Genomic DNA, 14702 nt, shown 5'->3' with positions numbered 1-14702 from the left:
GCCTTATCTTACGGACTCTTCCCCGGGAAGGATGAACCCCACGCTGACCACGAAGCGCAGCGCGTCCTCGACGCGGATCTTCAAGGGGATCAGCTCGGTCTCGGGGACGATCAGGACGAACCCCGACGCGGGCATCGGGCTGGTGGGGACGACGACCACCACGTGGCCGTCGGGCAGGGGCGGCAGCCGTTTCCCGACCGGCTGCACGACGAAGCAAAGGGCGTAGCTCCCTTTTCGCGGGTACTCGACCAGCGCCGCCCGGGAAAAGTGCATCTCCTTGGGGGAGAAGAGGCTGCTCGAGACCTGCTTGATGGCCCGGTAGATCTCCCCGATCAGGGGCAGGCGCTCGAACAACCCCTCGACCGCCTCCACCAGCCGCCGCCCCAGCCAGTTGGAGACGAAGAGGCCGAAGAGGGTGATCAGGACCGCGGCCAGGGCCAGGCCGAAGACCGGCAGCCAGGGAGCCAGCACGGGCGGGAGCTTGAGCCCGAAGAGGGCGAGCAGCCGGCTGAAGAGGGCCAGGGACTGGGCGTAGACCCAGCCCAGGAGCCAGAGGGTGACGAAGAGCGGCAAGAGCGCCGCCAGGCCGGTGAGGAAGTAGCGCTCGAGCCTCATGGCTGGACGCTGAGCCGGTAGCGGCCGTCCTCGAGCCGGAGCCGCACCACCCGCCGGGCGCCGTCCTTTTCGAGGATCAGCTTGGCTTCATAGCGCGGTGGCTTTTCCCAGACGTAGGCCTCGACGAGGCGCCAGCCCAGGCGCTCGAGCTCGGCCTTGAGCCAGGCCAAGAGCCGCTCGAAGGGCCAGGGATGGGTAAAGCGGCTCTCGCTCGCCGCCCCCTGGTAGCTCTGGGCAAAGAGGACGCTCCCCGCGGGGGCCACCAGGCCCAGGTCGGTGTTGAGGAAGATCTCGCCCTTGCCGTTCTTGACCGTGAGCACCCCGGGCGCGGCGGTGGCCGGCGGGGGGGCCTCGCCGGTCAGGGTGGGGGCGCAGGCCGCAAGCAGCAGGAGGAGGGCAGGCCAAAGCCGTCTCATTCGAGCTCGATCCTAAAATCCAGGGGCCGCAGGTAGAACTCGTGGATCGCGGTGTTGGAGACCACCGCCACGGTGGGCAGGTGGCGCTTGTAGTGGGTGCGGTTGACCAGGGCCTTGACCCGCTGGATCTCCTCTCTGGTGTAGCCGAGGCGCTCGATGTAGGCGTCGGGGTAGCCCTTCAGGTAGTGCTCGAGGATGACGTCCGCGCGGCGGTAGGCCAGGCCCAGGTCGGCCTCGTCGGTCTGGCCCGGCTCGAGGTCCGCGGTGGGGGGTTTCTTGATCACCCGCTCGGGGACCCCGAGGTGCTCGGCGAGGGCCCAGACCTGGGTCTTGTAGAGGTCGCCGAGGGGGTTGATCGGGGGGCTGTCGTCGCCGTGCCAGGTAAAGTAGCCAAAAAGTCGCTCGGTCTTGTTCCCGGTCCCCAGCGGCAGGGCGTGGTAAGCCGCGGAGAGGTCGAAGAGCACGATCATCCGCGCCCGGGCCTTGACGTTGCCCTTGCGGTAGGGGGTGAGGTCCGGGCGCAGCTGGGCGTAGCCCTCGACCATCGGGGTGATGTCGATGACCTCGAGCTCCACGCCGAAGGTCTCGGCGACGAGGCGGGCGTCCTCCAGCGAGGCCGGGCTGCTCTCTTGGTGGGGCAGCGCCACCGCGTGGACGTTCTCCGGCCCCAGCGCGCGCACCGCGAGCGCCAGGGTGGTCGCCGAGTCCACCCCCCCGGAGACCGCGACGATCCCCTTGGTGTAGCCGCGCCAGGCCAGCTCTTCGCGGATGAACCGGGTGAGGAAGTCCGCGGTGGCCTCGAGGTCCAGCGCGAGCGTGGCCCCGCCGGGGGTGCCGTAGTGCTTCTTCATAGCCCCTCCTTGACCCGCTCGAGGTCGTTCCACAAGAGCCCCAGCCCGGTCTTCAGGTCCGCGAGCAGGGGACTCTCGTAGCGCACCGGGGGGATGCGCTCGAGGTCCAGGTCCACGATCAGCGCGGCCTCCTCGAAGCCCGGGGCCTCAGCGAGGAGCCGCCCCTCCGGGGAGGCCACCAGGCTGTGGCCGGTCATCCCCTTCCCGGCCTCGAAGCCCACCAGGCTGGCCAGGGCCACGAAGACCCCGTGCTCGCCGGCGACGCTCTCGGCCAGGGCGCGCCAGCGCCGTGCGTTGGCGGGGAGGCGCTCGGTGAAGCCGCGGGCCGGGCTGGCGGAGGGGACGTAGATCACCTCCGCCCCGTCGAGGGCGGCGATGGTGGCGGTGATCGAGTGCCAGAAGTCCTCGCAGATCAGGATCGCCGCGGTCCCGAACCGGGTCTCGAAGGCCCGCACCTCGTGGCCACGGGAGAGGTAGCGCTCCTCGTCGAAGACCCCGTAGGTGGGCAGGAAGACCTTGCGGTGCAGGTGCAAGAGCCCTCGTCCTCCGAGCTCGAGGTAGGCGGCGCTGTTGTAGTAGTTGCCGCTCTTGGGATCCAGCTCGTAGAACCCGATCACCAGGTCCAAGGGGCCCTCCCAAACCCGCGCGTGCAGGGCCATCAGGCGGGCCTCGAGGTCGTCGGCGGTCATCGCCAGCTCACGCACCCCGCCCTGGAGGAAGTAGGCGGTGGGGTAGGCCTCGGGGAGGACGACGACCTCCGGGGCGTCCGCTTGCAGGGCCCGGAGCGCGGCCTCGAGGTGGGCCAGGTTGCGGGTGATCTGCCCCTTTTCGGGCTTGAGCTGCAGCACGGCGTGGCGGACCATTGGCCCCAGTTTAGCGGGTATACTGGCCTGGAAGCGGAAAGGAGCCGGTGATGACGATCAAGCAGCTCTTGGACAAGAAAGGGCGCGAGGTCTACACGATCTCCCCCGACGCCCGGGTCTTTGACGCGATCCAGACCATGGCCGACAAGGGAATCGGGGCCCTGGTGGTGGTCGAGGACGGCCGCCCGGTGGGGATCATCACCGAGCGCGACTACGCGCGCAAGGTGATCCTCAAGGGCCGCTCCTCCAAGGAGACGCGGGTGCGGGAGATCATGACCCCGAACTTCATCTACATCCGCCCCGACCAGACGGTCGAGGAGGCGATGGCGATCATGACCGACCGCCGGGTGCGGCACCTGCCGGTGATCGAGGAGGGGAGGCTCGGGGGCCTGATCTCGATCGGGGACGTGGTCAAGGCGATCATCGAAAACCAGCAGTTCACCATCGAGCAGCTCACCAACTACATCCACGGCGACCGCTCGTAGGAAGGGGCGGCCGGTGCCGCCCCTAGTCCCAGCGGAAGTCCTTGAACTGCTCGCGCAGCTTGGCCTTTAGGAACTTGCCGGCCGAGGTGCGCGGGATGGCCTCGACGAAGACCACCCGGTCCGGGACCCACCACTTGGCGAAGCGCTCGGCGAGGTAGGCCTTGAGCGCCTCCTCGCTGACGCTGCCCGGCTCCCGCAGGACGACGACCGCGAGCGGCCGCTCCTGCCACTTGGGGTGGGGCACCGCGATCACCGCCGCCTCCTTGACCGCGGGGTGGCCCATCAAGGCGTTCTCCAGCTGCACCGAGCTGATCCACTCGCCGCCGGACTTGACCAGGTCCTTGGTGCGGTCGACGATCTCCATGTACCCCTCGGGGTCGATCGTCACCACGTCCCCGGTGCGGAACCAGCCGTCCTCGGTCCACTTGTCCTGGCCCTCGGGAAGGTTGTAATAGCTGGCGGCGACCCAGGGACCGCGTACCTGGAGCTCGCCCATCGTCTCCCCGTCCCAGGGGATCTCCCCCTCGTCGTTCCAGCCCCGGATCTCGACGAGCGGCACCGGCAGGCCCTGCTTGGCGCGGTACGTGTACTGCAGGTCCTCGGGCCAGTCCTTCATGTAGCTCTTGAGGTAGCTGGCGGTGCCCAGCGGCGAGGTCTCGGTCATGCCCCAGGCATGGACCACCTTGAGCCCGTGCTTGTCGAAGGCGCGGATCATCCCCTCCGGGGCCGCCGAGCCACCGACGACCATGCGCAGGCCGGGGACCAGGTTCCAGCGTCCGGGGGCCTTTTCCAGGGCCTCGAGGATCCCCAGCCAGATCGTCGGCACCCCCGCGCTCACCGTCACCCGCTCCTGCTCGTAGAGGTCCAGAAGGCTCTCGGGGTCCAGGTAGGGGCCGGGGAAGACCTGCTTGGTGCCGATCATCGTGGCGGTGAAGGGCAGGCCCCAGGCGTTGACGTGGAACATCGGCACCACCGGCAGGATGACGTCGTCCTGGGCGAGGTTCAGCGCGTTGGGTAGGGCCGAGACCAGCGCGTGCAACACGATCGCCCGGTGGCTGTAGACCACGCCCTTGGGGCGTCCGGTGGTCCCCGAGGTGTAGCACATGCCGAGCGCCTGGTTCTCGTCCTTGACCGGGGAGGTGAAGGCCTCGGGCTCGGGGGCGATCAGCGCTTCGTAGTCCACGAAGCCCTCGGGCACCGGTTGCTGGGTGAGGGGGACGACGATGACCTTCTCGACCGTCTCGACCAGCGGCGCGACCTTCTCCCAGAGCGGGAGGAGGACGTCGTCGAGGATGAGGAAGCGGTCCTCGGCGTGGTTGATGATGTAGGCCAGGTCCGAGGGATGGAGCCGCAGGTTCAGGGTGTGCAGGACGCCCCCGGTGAGGGGGATGCCGAAGTAGGCCTCGAGGTGGGCGTAGTGGTTCCACATCAGGGTGCCGACCCGGTCCCCCTCGCGCAGCCCCAGCCGCACCAGGGCGTTCGCCAGCTTCTTGGCGCGCTTGGCGAAGTCGCCGTAGGTGTAGCGGTGCAGCGAGCGGTCGGGCATGCGGCTCACGATCTCGACCTTGGGAAAGAGCCGCTCCGCGCGGTCCAGGAAGTGGGGTAGGGTGAGCGGGTCGTCCATCATCTGCCCTTGCATGCTGCCTCCTTTGCTGTCGGGCCTCAGTATAGGCGGTGCGGTTCGGTTATTCTAGGAGCCGATGGAAAGGGTGGCGTTGATCACCGGTGCCAACCGCGGCATCGGCGAGGCCGCGGCCCGGGCGCTGATCGCGCGGGGCTACCGGGTGATCGCCGCCGGGCGCGACCGGCTGGCGATCGAGACCGCGGCGGAGGCGATGGGGGCGGTGCCCCTGGTGCTCGACGTGACCCGGGAGGAGGACGCCCGGCTGGCGCTGGACTTCGTGGCCAGCCGCTTCGGCCGGCTCGACGCCCTGATCAACAACGCCGGGGTGTTCCTGGACCGGGAGGTGCCCGGCGTTTCGGTCCCCATCGAGAAGGTGCGGGCGACCCTGGAGGTCAACGCCCTGGGCGCGCTCCGGCTTGCCCAGACCTTCGCCCCCATGATGGTGCGCCAGCGCTACGGGCGCATCGTCAACGTCTCCTCGATCATGGGCTCGCTGGCCAAGGCCGGTCCCGGCTACCTCGCCTACCGCACCTCCAAGGCGGCGCTGAACATGATCACCCGGGTGCTGGCGGCCGAGCTTACGGGCACCGGGGTGCTGGTCAACGCGGTCCACCCCGGCTGGGTCCGGACCCGGATGGGCGGTCCCGAGGCCCCGCTCCCCCCCGAGGAGGGGGCGCGGGCGTTGGTCTGGGCGGCCACGCTGCCCGACGACGGCCCCACCGGGGGCTTCTTCGAGGGCGAGGGCAAGCCGCTTCCCTGGTAGGCTAGAATCTGCACGTGGACCTAAAAACGGCGGTCGAGAACCCCCGGGTGCTCTTCTGGCTGGCCCTCCTGGCGCCACCGCTCGCCCTCTTCGGGTTTCCGGGCAAGGCTTACCAGAACTTTTTTTTCGTGTCCGTGGCGCTGGCGTTTGCTCTCGTCGCGTACACCTATCCGGCGTTCAAGCGCATCGCTCCCGACGTGCCGCGGGCCTTCTCGACGCATCTCCGCCATCACCTCCGGCGGGCGATTCGGGGCGAGGCGGATTTCAGCTGGTACACGGTCGCTTTGGTGGTCGGCGTCGGCGTGGCGCTCTTCGCCTGGTTCGCCGACGGCATCAAGGAACAGGCATTCTTTCTGACCTTGGGCGCGCTCTCCTACGTGATCGCGCTCTTGCTCGCCGCGGATTTGCTGTTTCGCCAGCTGGACCTCGAGGCCAGGCCGAGGCGCCGCCGTCTGGTCAGCTGGGTCAGCAAGATGCAGCTCCCCGGCCCCAAGCGCCGCTTGACCGACCAGGAAAAAGCCGCGTTGCTCGAGGCCTACCGCACGCCGGAGGCGGTGCGCGAGGCCCTGGCCCACAACAAGCTCTGCCTGAAGGACGGCGACTGCTTGGAGCGGGTGAACTTCCTCCCCATTCTGGCGGTGCTGGCGAACCCCAGGTTCGAAAGCCTGGAACAGCTCGATTTGCTGCTGGGCAAGGACACGTGGGGGGACGCCGGCGAGGCCAAGATCTATCAGGCGCTCTTCGAGCAGATGGCCAGGGCCCTCAACCCCAAGCTCGCCGCAGAGGGGCGCATCGCCTGGCGCGAGGTGCACGACGACCGGGGCGAGCTGGTGCCCTCCTGGGACGTGCCGGGGCTGCGCCGGGCGCTGAACCGGATGTACGACGCCGACCTCGCCCGCGCTTCCGCGGACTTCGTCTTCAACCTCACCATGGGCACCGCGGCGATGAGCGCGGCGATGATGCTGGTGGCCCTGCGCGGGGCCGCCGTCGGGGTCTACCTGGCGCAGGACGCCAGCACGAACCTGACCGATCAGGTACGCGAGATTCGCCTCTCCCTGTACGAGGTGCTCGACGAGCTGGATCAGGCCTGACTCAACGCCGGTAGGCGGGATTGCCCCGGAGCACCGCGCGCAGGCCCTCGCGGACGTGCGGGGGGTCATGCTCGGCCTGCTCGGCGATCCACTCCAGCAGCTCGGCCGGTGCCCCCGGGTTGGCCGCGACCGCCCAGCGCAAGAGCGGGTCCTGGGCCAGCCGTTCCAGGACCTCGTAGGGGGTCCAGGGGTCCAGGGCCAGCCGCACCCGGTCGCCGGGCCTTTCCTCCAGGTCGCGGCAGAGCCGTTCGTAGAGCTCCCCGAGCACGATCCCCAGTCTACGCGCGAGCAGGAGGGCGCGGCGGCAGTCGAGGGCGAGGAGGGCCCGGCGTTGCTCGGCCTCGGGAAGGGCCTCCAGGTAGAGGAGCCAGGCAAAGGCGTCGTCCTCCGGACCGGGCGTTCGACGGGGCCTGAAGTAGGCCGCGAAGACCGGGTGGGAAAACCCCCAGCAGTCCGGGCAGTAGCGCCGGACGACGCCCGTTTGGGCCAGCGCCTGGACCGCCTCCAGCAAGCCGGCCGCTTCGAGCTGCCGTGCCGCCCAGCGCTCGGAGGGTCCGAGCGCTGCCAGCGCCGCGAGCGCCCGGGGGTCCGGGCGAAGCCCCGCGTGTTCGAAGAGGGCCTCGAGGATGGCCTCGATCAACGCCGCCAGCCGCCTGGGAAAGGGCCGGCCAGGCGGGAAGGCCTCGCTCCAAAAGTGCAGGAAGAGCGGCAGGGAGAACCCGAGGAAGGGCGGCGTCCAAAGGGCTTCGGTGCTGGCCTCGGCCCAGGCGAAGAGCTCGGCCTCCGGCCGCAGGTAGCTTCGGGCCCAGCTCGGCCGCTGCCGCGGCGGGCGGGCCGCGAAGCGGCGCTTGAGCCTTCGCGCCAGCTGAAAGAGAAAGGCCCGGGTCTCATCCGGCTTCAGCACCGGCAAATGCAGCTGCGCCCGGAGTCCGGGCGGGTCTTGGACCTCCGCCGTACCCGGATCCACCGCGACGAAGACCGGATGGCGCCGGGCGACCTCGGCCCAGTCGGCGGGGTGGCCGCCCTCGACCAGGACCACCCAACGGCGGCGCAGGGGCTCGGTGGCCCGCCAGGTGGCGTCCGGCGCCCTTGTTGCGGGATAGGGCGCGGGGCAGTGGCGGTGGCGCAGCTGGTAGGCGAAAAGCCCCCGCGCCAGATAGGCCAAAAACGCGGTTTTGCCCGCGCCCGCCTCGCCGATCACCAAATAGAGCCCGGGCTTGGCCGAGCGGGCGAGCAGCAGGGCGCGGCCGCTGGAGACCCGGCGCGTGCCGAAGATCACCGGCCGGCTCAGCCATAAGGAGGCATCGGGCACGCTTTCAAGTTTAATGAGGCGGATGCGACCGCCGGCAGCGCTCGAAGAGGCCTGGGCCGTCTACACCGCCCTGGCCGACGAGGTCGGCCTGGCGCTGGCCGACCGCTTCTACCTGGCGGAGGTCCTTCCGCGTGAGCTCGCCTACCTCCTCCGCCAGCACGGGCAAAAGCACTACGCGGCGAGCCTGCACACCCTGGGGGAGAAGGTGGAGGCGGTGGCCATCGCCGCCCGGCTGCTGGGCTCGAAGGCGGTGATCGCCCTCGCGACCCGGGAGACCGAGCGCCATCTCCCGCACTTGACGGCCCTCCTCCCCGGGGTCAGGGTCGAGGCCCGGCGCATCCCTGCCGACGACTTGCTCTTGATCGTCGACGCCGCCCGGAACGCCGCCGAAGCCCTTCCCCGGCCCCTCGCGGTGGACATGACCGGGGGGACCAAGGTCATGGCCGCGGCGATGACGCTCGCCGCCGCCCAGCTCGGGGCCGATCTCTACTACCTTTCGAGCGGCCAGAGGACCCCCTACCGCCGCCCCCTCCCGGGAAGCGAGCGCCTGATCCAGGTCCGATATACCCCTTGATCAGCGCGCCCCTTCCTACCCTTGGCCCTGGAGGTGGTCTGAGGGTGCACAAGCGGTTCCTGGTCTTGTTCGTCAACAACGGGGTGCGGGAGGTTCCGGTGGCGATCTACCCGAACGGCGCGGCCAAATCGCTCTTGACCGCGCACCTCAAAGCGGCCGAGGAGGCCGGGCTCGACGCCTCGCGCTACCAGCTCGTCCCGCTCCCGAGCCTCTACCACGAGGGCGTGCTCTATCTCCCCGGGGGGCTTCACCCCACCGTTCCCGCCGAGGTCCGCGAGGTCGGCGCGCCGATCTTGCTGCTCTAAAACGGCCCGGAGCGGGCCGTTTTTCCTGTTAGCGTGGGGAACATGTCCGAAGCCTGCGTGGCCTTGCTGGACTGGCTGGAGCGCGAGGGGCTGTTTCACGAGGCGCCGCCCCTCTACACCCGCGAGCGCCTGTGTCGAAAAGGCCTGCTGGAAGCGCTCAGGGTTCCCGCTCCGCCCGTCCCCAGGGTCGTGCAGGTGCCGAGGGCGTTCTTCTATCACCCGATCGAGGCGCTGGGCGACGCCAGCGGCGTGTGCGGCGACCTGTTGACCGCGAACCCGGTCTGCGGGGTGCGCTTTTGGCGAAGGTTGCCTGGCCGCGTGGCGCCCGCGCCGCCGCCCGAGGCGCTGCGCGCGCTTTGGGTCGTTGGTCCGGGAAGGGGGGAGCACGCTCGGTTTGCGCCCTGGCGCGAGGTGTTCGAGGCCTTCGGAGAAGGGGGGACGCTGCTTGAAACCGGGGAGCCCGGGGTGCTGTTCGAGGCGCTCAAGACCGGTGTGGAGGGGCTTTTCTTGCTGGCCCACGGAGCAGAAGACGGCTCGGGGTTCTACCTGAGGCGAAACGCCACCGGCGCCCGGGTGGGGTTTGGCGAGCTTGCGCACGCGTTGCTGCAAGCTCCCAGCCGGCTTCGCTTTTTCTTTGCGTTTCTCTGCGATAGCGCCGAGGGCCTCGTCGAAGACCTGCTCACGCCCCTGGCCCGCGCGGGCAAGCTCGACGCCGACTTCGGCGCGGTGCTCTTCCTTGGAAAGCCGCTGCACGACGATGGCCCGGGGTTGTTGCGCGTCTTGCTCGCGGAGCTGGCTTCGCCGGCCGCGGCCCGGGATCCGGCCCCCTTCCTCTATGCCCTGGCCCGCGCCCGGGGCTGGCTCGACCGCGAAGCGGGGCGCGAAGAGGCGGCCAAGCCCATCGCCTTCGCCCTGCGCCCTCAGGCCCACCCCTGGCCGCCCCCCTCGGAGCGGCGTTATTTGAGGCGTCTTGCGTCTATGCTGGGAGCGGACGATGCCCGACACGACTGAACGCGAGCTCTATCGCGACGTGAGGACGCTTTTGGGGTTGGCGCTTAAGCTGCTGGGCGGGTCCTGGCTGGGTGAGCTCAAGCGACCCGACCAGTACCTGCTGCTCGTCGCCCTGGCCGACGCAAGGAGCTTCGAGGACGCGGTCGAGGCGTTCTTCGAGGAGCTCGAGGACGAGGACCCCGAGCTTGCCCGCTGGCTCTTTGCGCGGCTCGGGGTGGGGGCGTTTTTAGAGGGCTGGCGCGGCCGGCACGAGGCGCCTGCCCGGGTCGAGGACCTCTGGCTCTACCTGGTTCGGGACGTGGCTTGCCAGCACGCCGAAGGCTGCGTGCAGGACCTTTGCAAGGCGCGTCCCCTGGACTTCGCCCAGCGCGTGCGCGCGCTGGCCCCCGGGGGGAGCTGGCTGGAACTCCGGCGGCAGAAGGCCGCCCTTCGCCTCGAGGACCCCTGCCAGCGCGAGGTGCTCGAGCGCCTCAGGCCGCTTTGGCGGGACGAGCTCTCCAGAAAGCTCCTCGAGCGGCTGGCGCGGGTCCTCGATGACCGGCTGGCCCGGGGGCTCACCGAGGCCGGGGCTCCCTTCCCCCTTGCCTTTTTGGCCCTGCCTCCCTGGTGGGGGAGCGTCGAGGCCTGGGTCGAGGGCCTGACGCAGGAAGCGGAAGGCTGCCCCCATCGGGAACACCTGGAGGCGGTGCTCCCCACCTTCCCTCAGGTCTTCGACGAGCTCACCGCTCCCCGCTTGCGAAAGCGCAAGGGCTGCCGCAGCGCCCGCGAGGGCTTGCCGCTTTGGGCCCGGGCGGACCGGGGCCGCTGGCCGCGCACCTTCGCGGCCGCGCTCGAGGCCTACCGCGGCTGGGCGGGCAAGGCCGCCAGCTACGAAGGCCACAAGCGCTTCTTCCCCGATTGGCCCGACCCCCAGGCCCTCTACACTTGGTTGCTCGACGCCCACGAGGACGCGTTCGACCGCCTTTTCGAGGAGGCGGCGCCGTGATGCGGGCCCGCGAATGGCAGGCCTGGGTGGTGCGGGTGCTCGATCAGGGGGCGCCGGTGGGGCCGCTACCGAGCGCGCCCCCACCCCGTCCCTTCCGTGTCTACTGGATGCTCCTGCGGGCCCTGGCCGGGGAGCAAGAGGCCCTGCCCGAGGCGCTGGCGCTCGCCGAAGGACGCTCCAAGGTGGTGCGCTACCTGGCGGCCCGGGTGGCGCACCGCCTGGACCCCGAGCGCCACCCGCCGCCGGATCAGGCGCTCCAGCGCGCCTGGGCGCGCTACTGGAAGGGCTCGGCCCTGTTCCAAACCTTCGAGCGGCTGATGCGGGCCTACGAGGGCCAGGTCGCCTTTCCGGCGGCGGCGTTGCCGCTGGCCGCCGGTCCTGGGGCGGCGCACGAGGTGCCGGTCGACCTGCCCGGGGGGGAAACGGGCCGGGCCGGGGTGCGGTTTCTCGACCCCGGAGCCCGTCCGTTCGAGGTCGCCTTGCGGCTTGGCGCCCGGGCCCGGGCGCTCACGCCACCCCTCGTCGCCCGGCTCCACTACCGCACCGCCCACGGGGGCGAGGCCTGGCGCCGGGCGGAGGGGGTCGAGGTCTTCGGCGAGGAAGGCCTGGTGGTGCTCAAGTTTCCCGAGTTCTGGCTCTACGATCTAGACGGCATGCCCCAGGATGAGCGGGTGGTTACCGCGGTGGAGCTGGCGTAGGTGGGCGTGAAGTGGCGAGGATGCACCGTCTTGTGTTGAGAGGAGAGGGACTGGAATGGCGTGGCTCGTGAACGTCGAGGACCTGCACGTTCGTTTTGGCGATCTGCACGCGGTGCGGGGCCTGAGCTTTCAGGTTCGGGAAGGCGAGGTGTACGGGCTCTTGGGGCCCAACGGCGCCGGAAAGACCACCACCCTGCGTGCCCTGGTGGGGCTCCTTTCGCCGGAGCGTGGGGTGGTCCGCGTCGCCGGGCTGGACCCGCGTCTGGAGCGGACGCTGCTGCTACGGGAGGTCGGGGTGGTGATGGTCAATGCCCCGCTGCCTCCGGCGATGACCGGACGGGAGGCCCTTCGCTATTACGGAGGGTTTTACGACCTTCCGGACCTGGATGCGCGCATCGAGAGGTTGCAGGCGATGCTCGACATGCCCTACCTGGATCGCCGGATCGAGACCTACTCGACGGGTATGCGGCAGCGGGTCAGCATCGCGCGGGCGCTGCTGCACGCGCCCAGGGTGCTCGTCTTCGATGAGGCGACCAACGGAATGGACGTCAAAAGCCGCCTCGGGGTGCTGGAGCTGGTGCGCCGGTTGAAACGCCAGGGCACCGCCGTGATCTACGCGACGCACGTGCTCGCCGAGGCCGAGGCGATCTGCGACCGGGTGGGCATCATCGAGGCCGGGCGCATGGTTGCGGAGGGGACGGTGAGCGCGCTCCTCCAGCGGGCGGGCGCGCCCAACCTGGAGCTCGCCTACCTCCAGCTGGCCGCCGGACGCCGGGACGCCGACGGGGAGGGGATGATCGCGTGAGGCGGCTTCACCTGCGCCACGTGCTGCACCTCGTTCGGGGCGACCTCTGGTCCCTCTTGCGTGAAGGGGGGGTTGCGGCGCATGATCCTCGCGCCGCTGGTTTTGATCCCCTTGACCCTGCTCGCGACGCCCTTCGTGCTGAGGATGGCGGCCAAGGAGACGGCGACGGCGCGGGCCATCCTCGCCGTGGATGCCCGTGATCCGCTGCCTCGCGACCTGCGCCGGGTGCTCGAGGAGGGGCTTCCCAGCGCCCGCGGATTCGTCCTGGTAGCGACCGAGGATCCGGAAGGGATGGTCGCCAGCCGTCGCGCGCCGATCGGGCTGCGCTACCGCGACGGCCGCTTCGAGGTCATCGCCCGGCAGACCACGCTGGTGAACGCCAGCATGATCCGGCGATTGGTGACCTTGCTGACCTTCTACCAGTCCTCCCGTCCGGAGGGTCGTCGGGGGCCGGGGCCCGACCGAATCAGCATCAAGAACGCCGCCTCTCCGGCTGAGCGCGCGCTAGGAGGCATGGCCTTTTTGATCCCTATGGTGGTGCTGGTCTGGCTGATGGGCGCGATCGAGCACACCGCGATCGAGATCAGTGCGGGCGACCGGGACCGCGGCCTCTTGGAGGTCCTCCTGCTGATGCCGGTCACCCGCGAGAGCATTGCCGCCGGAAAGATGCTCGCCGCGACCTTGGTTGGGGCCGCTTCCTCGATCATGGCCTGGGCGGGGGTGGTGCTGACGGGGTTCTTGGGTCGCTTCCTGCCGAGCGATGGCACGACCTTTTCGGACATCGACATCCCCATTGGAGGACAGGTCTTGCTGACGCCCTGGAGCATCCTGGGCTTCTTGCTCAGCATGCTGGCCACGGGCCTTTTGCTGGCGGCTTTCCTGCTCTGGTTCGGCTTTCGCGCGCGTTCCTCGCGGGAAGCTCGCTCGCTGACGACGTGGATCGCGACGCTGATCATGTTCTCCGGGCTCGGACTGCAGTTCACGGACACGTTGGCCACAGCGCCCGCGACCTATCTGGTCCCCGTGTTCAACGGCGTCGTGGCGGTCCTCGAGGCGGCCAAGGGAACGTTGCGCCCAGAGCACCTGCTGCTGGTGGTGCTGAGCGATCTGGTGGCCGCGGTCGTGTTCGGTTGGCTTGCGGTGCAGACCCTGATCCGGGGCGGGAGCGCGTTCCAGCGCGAGCGCGCTTGAACGCAGGATGGCCGGGCGGCCCGGCGGCCGCGGTGCGCTGGTTTAGCACCGGTCGTGCGGGTCGCCGCGCCCCCATCGCGCGAGGGTGTCGAAGCCGAGCTCGAGAAACCAGGCAAAGCCCGCCAGACCCAGCACGGCCACGAGGCTCCAGAACATGGCTTTGCGCGAAGCCTCTGCAAAGCTCGCGCCCTCGTTGACCCCGTACCAGCCGCTGAGCAGGAAGAAGATCGCGAACCACACCGGGAACCAGATCAGCACCACCACGACGATGGCGGCAAGGATGCGTAAAAACGACATCTAACCCCTCCCGTGAACATCCTGAAGCGCCACGGGAAGGGTCTGGCGGTATTTCGGAGGGGTTTCAAACCCTTACAGGGCTGACTTCGGTTGCAACTGAGGGCCTCGAGGGCCTCTTCTACCCCCTCGAGCTCGTGTTTCAAACCCTTACAGGGCTGACTTCGGTTGCAACCCACCCTGACGTTCCTGGCTGCAAACATTTGAGCCGGTTTCAAACCCTTACAGGGCTGACTTCGGTTGCAACAACCCTTCGCCGCTCCCCTCACCCAAGGCGCAGCCCCACTCCCGTTTCAAACCCTTACAGGGCTGACTTCGGTTGCAACCCTTCGCCATTCTACGCGCGTTCAGGACGGGGCGCAAGGGGCCAAAATCGACAAAAGGGGTATTCCTTGGAACCATTCCACCACCCCGCGAGGGTGGCGAATCGCGGTTTCGCCGATGCGCATCGCACGCAACAAAGGAATCTTCCTTACTTCACAATCCCGCGCGGCACGACCCCGAGTTTTCAATGTCCCCGCCGGGCTTTTCCGGCCATGCATAGTTTACACGACCCAACCTTTGGCGGGTGGAATATTTAACCGCCCCTCGAGGGTCTCCGGTGGGCCGGCCAACCGGTAGATGCGAACGCTGTCCGATTCCGCGTCCACGTAGCGTGCCAGCTTGGCCTTGAGCACGGCCAGTTCTTTCTTGCTGAGTTCGCACTCGAAGACGGAGTACTGGACCCGCACCCCAAAGCGCTCCAGGAGCTTGGCCACCTTGTTCCGGTTCCGGTCCTCGGCGATGTCGTAGGAGATGGCGTAAAGGTTGCGCCGCATG

The 14702-nt window shown here is 69.2% G+C and carries 18 protein-coding genes; 10 read left to right on the top strand and 8 right to left on the bottom strand.

All coding sequences use genetic code 11. The annotated features are described in order from the left end of the window. Window positions 1–3 precede the first annotated feature (3 nt). Genes ACZ48Y_RS06890 through ACZ48Y_RS06875 form a run of 4 tightly spaced genes read right to left on the bottom strand, consistent with a single transcriptional unit; the run spans window position 4 to window position 2745 of the window. The gene (locus tag ACZ48Y_RS06890) at window positions 4–615 is read right to left on the bottom strand and encodes a DUF502 domain-containing protein (RefSeq protein ID WP_464739758.1); all 612 of its coding nucleotides are present in this window, start codon (window positions 613–615) and stop codon (window positions 4–6) included. Further along, the gene (locus ACZ48Y_RS06885) at window positions 612–1031 is read right to left on the bottom strand and encodes a hypothetical protein (RefSeq protein WP_464739756.1); all 420 of its coding nucleotides are present in this window, start codon (window positions 1029–1031) and stop codon (window positions 612–614) included. Before ACZ48Y_RS06885 ends, ACZ48Y_RS06890 begins: the two co-directional genes overlap by 4 nt. Continuing rightward, complete coding sequence (locus ACZ48Y_RS06880) at window positions 1028–1882, bottom strand: NAD+ synthase (protein ID WP_464739754.1); 855 nt, start codon at window positions 1880–1882, stop codon at window positions 1028–1030. The genes ACZ48Y_RS06885 and ACZ48Y_RS06880 overlap by 4 nt, the downstream gene beginning before the upstream one ends. Then, window positions 1879–2745 (bottom strand): nitrilase-related carbon-nitrogen hydrolase, encoded by an 867-nt coding sequence (locus tag ACZ48Y_RS06875; RefSeq protein WP_464739752.1) that lies wholly within the window; start codon window positions 2743–2745, stop codon window positions 1879–1881. Before ACZ48Y_RS06875 ends, ACZ48Y_RS06880 begins: the two co-directional genes overlap by 4 nt. Before the next feature lie 50 nt (window positions 2746–2795). Here ACZ48Y_RS06875 and ACZ48Y_RS06870 point away from each other — a divergent pair, with 50 nt between their 5' ends. After that, complete coding sequence (locus ACZ48Y_RS06870) at window positions 2796–3230, top strand: CBS domain-containing protein (protein WP_464739750.1); 435 nt, start codon at window positions 2796–2798, stop codon at window positions 3228–3230. 22 nt (window positions 3231–3252) lie between these two features. On the opposite strand, the gene ACZ48Y_RS06865 is transcribed toward ACZ48Y_RS06870, so the two are convergent. Next, a complete protein-coding gene (locus tag ACZ48Y_RS06865; protein WP_464739748.1) occupies window positions 3253–4869 on the bottom strand; it encodes a long-chain fatty acid--CoA ligase in 1617 nt (538 codons plus the stop codon). A gap of 61 nt (window positions 4870–4930) precedes the next feature. On the opposite strand from ACZ48Y_RS06865, the gene ACZ48Y_RS06860 reads away from it, so the two are divergent. Both ACZ48Y_RS06860 and ACZ48Y_RS06855 read left to right on the top strand, forming a co-directional pair. Next, window positions 4931–5617, top strand: coding sequence for an SDR family NAD(P)-dependent oxidoreductase (locus ACZ48Y_RS06860; protein ID WP_464739746.1), 687 nt, complete (start codon window positions 4931–4933; stop codon window positions 5615–5617). A 14-nt stretch (window positions 5618–5631) separates the two neighbouring features. Beyond that, window positions 5632–6708, top strand: a complete 1077-nt coding sequence (locus ACZ48Y_RS06855) for a hypothetical protein (RefSeq protein WP_464739744.1) — start codon at window positions 5632–5634, stop codon at window positions 6706–6708. A gap of 1 nt (window position 6709) precedes the next feature. On the opposite strand, the gene ACZ48Y_RS06850 is transcribed toward ACZ48Y_RS06855, so the two are convergent. Further along, window positions 6710–8020, bottom strand: a complete 1311-nt coding sequence (locus ACZ48Y_RS06850) for a variant leucine-rich repeat-containing protein (RefSeq protein WP_464739742.1) — start codon at window positions 8018–8020, stop codon at window positions 6710–6712. Between the two features lie 22 nt (window positions 8021–8042). On the opposite strand from ACZ48Y_RS06850, the gene ACZ48Y_RS06845 reads away from it, so the two are divergent. The 7 genes from ACZ48Y_RS06845 (at window position 8043) to ACZ48Y_RS06815 (ending at window position 13589) form a co-directional block, all read left to right on the top strand. Further along, complete coding sequence (locus ACZ48Y_RS06845) at window positions 8043–8594, top strand: hypothetical protein (protein WP_464739740.1); 552 nt, start codon at window positions 8043–8045, stop codon at window positions 8592–8594. Between the two features lie 44 nt (window positions 8595–8638). After that, window positions 8639–8899 (top strand): hypothetical protein, encoded by a 261-nt coding sequence (locus ACZ48Y_RS06840; protein ID WP_464739738.1) that lies wholly within the window; start codon window positions 8639–8641, stop codon window positions 8897–8899. A gap of 42 nt (window positions 8900–8941) precedes the next feature. After that, window positions 8942–9910: a hypothetical protein gene (locus ACZ48Y_RS06835; RefSeq protein WP_464739737.1), complete on the top strand. Its 969-nt coding sequence runs from the start codon at window positions 8942–8944 to the stop codon at window positions 9908–9910. Then, window positions 9894–10895 (top strand): hypothetical protein, encoded by a 1002-nt coding sequence (locus ACZ48Y_RS06830; protein WP_464739736.1) that lies wholly within the window; start codon window positions 9894–9896, stop codon window positions 10893–10895. The genes ACZ48Y_RS06835 and ACZ48Y_RS06830 overlap by 17 nt, the downstream gene beginning before the upstream one ends. Continuing rightward, window positions 10895–11593, top strand: a complete 699-nt coding sequence (locus tag ACZ48Y_RS06825) for a hypothetical protein (protein WP_464739735.1) — start codon at window positions 10895–10897, stop codon at window positions 11591–11593. Before ACZ48Y_RS06830 ends, ACZ48Y_RS06825 begins: the two co-directional genes overlap by 1 nt. Window positions 11594–11648: 55 nt before the next feature. Next, on the top strand, window positions 11649–12398 hold the full coding sequence (locus tag ACZ48Y_RS06820) for an ABC transporter ATP-binding protein (RefSeq protein WP_464739734.1): 750 nt from the start codon (window positions 11649–11651) through the stop codon (window positions 12396–12398). Window positions 12399–12479: 81 nt separating this feature from the next. After that, complete coding sequence (locus tag ACZ48Y_RS06815; protein WP_464742864.1) at window positions 12480–13589, top strand: ABC transporter permease subunit; 1110 nt, start codon at window positions 12480–12482, stop codon at window positions 13587–13589. A gap of 42 nt (window positions 13590–13631) precedes the next feature. Here the strand turns inward: ACZ48Y_RS06815 and ACZ48Y_RS06810 are convergent, their stop codons facing one another. Both ACZ48Y_RS06810 and cas2 read right to left on the bottom strand, forming a co-directional pair. Further along, window positions 13632–13886, bottom strand: a complete 255-nt coding sequence (locus tag ACZ48Y_RS06810; protein ID WP_464739733.1) for a hypothetical protein — start codon at window positions 13884–13886, stop codon at window positions 13632–13634. Between the two features lie 542 nt (window positions 13887–14428). Continuing rightward, a complete protein-coding gene (cas2, locus tag ACZ48Y_RS06805; RefSeq protein ID WP_464739732.1) occupies window positions 14429–14701 on the bottom strand; it encodes a CRISPR-associated endonuclease Cas2 in 273 nt (90 codons plus the stop codon). Between the last annotated feature and the right edge of the window lies 1 nt (window position 14702).

The organism is Rhabdothermus arcticus (genome assembly GCF_055382915.1).
This window is presented reverse-complemented; position numbering and strand designations above follow the sequence as displayed.

Coding starts and splice junctions, on each gene's coding strand:
- ACZ48Y_RS06860 (WP_464739746.1), top strand. CDS start 4,931: ATGGAAAGGGTGGCGTTGATCACCGGTGCCAACCGCGGCATCGGCGAG.
- ACZ48Y_RS06815 (WP_464742864.1), top strand. CDS start 12,480: ATGATCCTCGCGCCGCTGGTTTTGATCCCCTTGACCCTGCTCGCGACG.
- ACZ48Y_RS06820 (WP_464739734.1), top strand. CDS start 11,649: ATGGCGTGGCTCGTGAACGTCGAGGACCTGCACGTTCGTTTTGGCGAT.
- ACZ48Y_RS06870 (WP_464739750.1), top strand. CDS start 2,796: ATGACGATCAAGCAGCTCTTGGACAAGAAAGGGCGCGAGGTCTACACG.
- ACZ48Y_RS06875 (WP_464739752.1), bottom strand. CDS start 2,745: ATGGTCCGCCACGCCGTGCTGCAGCTCAAGCCCGAAAAGGGGCAGATC.
- ACZ48Y_RS06880 (WP_464739754.1), bottom strand. CDS start 1,882: ATGAAGAAGCACTACGGCACCCCCGGCGGGGCCACGCTCGCGCTGGAC.
- ACZ48Y_RS06890 (WP_464739758.1), bottom strand. CDS start 615: ATGAGGCTCGAGCGCTACTTCCTCACCGGCCTGGCGGCGCTCTTGCCG.
- ACZ48Y_RS06845 (WP_464739740.1), top strand. CDS start 8,043: ATGCGACCGCCGGCAGCGCTCGAAGAGGCCTGGGCCGTCTACACCGCC.
- ACZ48Y_RS06810 (WP_464739733.1), bottom strand. CDS start 13,886: ATGTCGTTTTTACGCATCCTTGCCGCCATCGTCGTGGTGGTGCTGATC.
- ACZ48Y_RS06825 (WP_464739735.1), top strand. CDS start 10,895: ATGCGGGCCCGCGAATGGCAGGCCTGGGTGGTGCGGGTGCTCGATCAG.
- ACZ48Y_RS06865 (WP_464739748.1), bottom strand. CDS start 4,869: ATGCAAGGGCAGATGATGGACGACCCGCTCACCCTACCCCACTTCCTG.
- ACZ48Y_RS06885 (WP_464739756.1), bottom strand. CDS start 1,031: ATGAGACGGCTTTGGCCTGCCCTCCTCCTGCTGCTTGCGGCCTGCGCC.
- ACZ48Y_RS06835 (WP_464739737.1), top strand. CDS start 8,942: ATGTCCGAAGCCTGCGTGGCCTTGCTGGACTGGCTGGAGCGCGAGGGG.
- ACZ48Y_RS06830 (WP_464739736.1), top strand. CDS start 9,894: ATGCCCGACACGACTGAACGCGAGCTCTATCGCGACGTGAGGACGCTT.
- cas2 (WP_464739732.1), bottom strand. CDS start 14,701: ATGCGGCGCAACCTTTACGCCATCTCCTACGACATCGCCGAGGACCGG.